2 protein-coding genes are annotated in these 843 nt (G+C 48.6%); both read right to left on the minus strand.

Annotated elements, in window-relative coordinates; translation table 11 throughout:
- On the minus strand, nucleotides 1-345 hold a 345-nt coding region (locus tag R7Q48_RS26005; protein WP_318133063.1), incomplete at its 3' end, for a DNA-binding domain-containing protein.
- Nucleotides 342-843 (minus strand): DUF692 family multinuclear iron-containing protein (locus R7Q48_RS26010; protein WP_318133065.1); only part of this gene is annotated, 502 nt, incomplete at its 5' end. The genes R7Q48_RS26010 and R7Q48_RS26005, both read right to left, overlap by 4 nt.

Here is an 843-nt window from a genome sequence, read left to right on the forward strand (position 1 = left end):
AAAGAGAGCAACTTCTGGGCAGTATGGTGCTTGAGCCATGACCTGACCAAACAACATCACAGTGAGGTGAAAGTCTTTTCCGTAGTGAATAACACTGCCTTCTTGGAGTGGGTGCGTTAAAACATGTTGGCGTGCTATTTGGGCAAAGCACGTTTCCCCTAGTAACGCTTCAACCATCGGATAAGTAGCCGAAAGGACTTCGCTCAAGCTGATGATAAAGTTGTTGCGATATATCTGCATGCGCTCGTCAGCGGTAAACTGATCGCTCGCAATATCACAGTCATCGCCCAATGCCTGATAGTGAAGCGCTTTCGCAAACTGGTTTTGTAAGGTGGCTAGCTTCATGAGGCTTTCCTCGTAGCGCTAAGCGGGGTGGTAATTTGGGAGAGAAGGAGCGAGGCCTTTTCCGCTTCTGCCAATAACACTTCCGGTGCTGGGATATCTAAGTCCCATTCAATTAAGGTATGGCGCGGACCATACTGTTCAACCCAGTGTTGATATAACTTCCAGACTTCCGTGCTAACTGGACGGCTGTGAGTATCAATCCAAATTTCGCCTTTATCGAGTTGCTTGATGGTGAAACCCGCCAAATGAATTTCATCCACTTTGTCTGCCGGAATGGCGGACAGATAGGTATTGCAATCAAAGCCGTGATTGAAGGCTGATACGTGTACGTTATTCAGATCGAGCAGTAACCGGCAACTTGTGCGCTGCTGAACCTCAGCGAGAAACTCCCACTCGCTGATCGTCGAGTGTTGAAACTTCACATAGCTCGATGGGTTCTCAATTAAGATTTCGCGTTGCAGATAGTCCTGGTCTGCAAGCCCGTTGGGCGTGTGCTCG

It is taken from the genome of Vibrio sp. 378, from assembly GCF_033339435.1.